Raw genomic sequence first — 828 nt, forward strand, 5'->3', positions numbered from 1 at the left:
TACAAATGATGGTATTGGTGTTGAGTTGTTTGAGATGGTTGATCGCGAGGAGCGTCATAACGTAGATTTCTCTCGTCTTGGCATTTTTCACTTCTGCCTTCAGCTGCCAAAAGAGCAGTTTGATACAGCGATTAAACGCGTAGAAGAATACGGTGGAAAAGTGCGTATGGATATTATGCGTTACCACCCTAAAGACGAGCTAAAACAAGCGCAGATGGTTTACTTGGAAGATCCCTTCGGTAACTTGTTCGAGTTCTATTCACACTCTTATGAAGATACTTATGCTTCAGACTACGAGTAAAATAAAGGGGGGGGTAGAACATTGTCTACCCCCCCCTTTATTTTACTCGTAGTCTGAAGCATAAGTATCTTCATAAGAGTGTGAATAGAACTCGAACAAGTTACCGAAGGGATCTTCCAAGTAAACCATCTGCGCTTGTTTTAGCTCGTCTTTAGGGTGGTAACGCATAATATCCATACGCACTTTTCCACCGTATTCTTCTACGCGTTTAATCGCTGTATCAAACTGCTCTTTTGGCAGCTGAAGGCAGAAGTGAAAAATGCCAAGACGAGAGAAATCTACGTTATGACGCTCCTCGCGATCAACCATCTCAAACAACTCAACACCAATACCATCATTTGTAACAAGATGAGCAATATTGAAGCCTTTAAATCCTTCCCCAAATACCGCAATACACATACGACCAATCGCAGACTCTCGCTCTTCGATGACCTTCGTATTGTTCATAACCACTCTAAGACCTAGCGCTTTGGTGTAAAACTCAACCGCTTGATCCATGTCGCCAACCATAATCCCAACATGATTCA

Annotated in this window: 1 protein-coding gene and 1 pseudogene; one reads left to right on the forward strand and one right to left on the reverse strand. The window is 42.5% G+C overall.

The genetic code is table 11. From position 1 onward, the window contains the following. A pseudogene (locus A3739_RS09040) lies at positions 1–301 on the forward strand (glyoxalase); the annotation flags it as partial. Positions 302–343: 42 nt separating this feature from the next. Here the strand turns inward: A3739_RS09040 and A3739_RS09045 are convergent. Next, a partial coding sequence (locus A3739_RS09045; RefSeq protein WP_197472231.1) for a VOC family protein occupies positions 344–828 on the reverse strand: 485 nt, incomplete at its 5' end.

The organism is Oleiphilus sp. HI0067 (genome assembly GCF_001635735.1).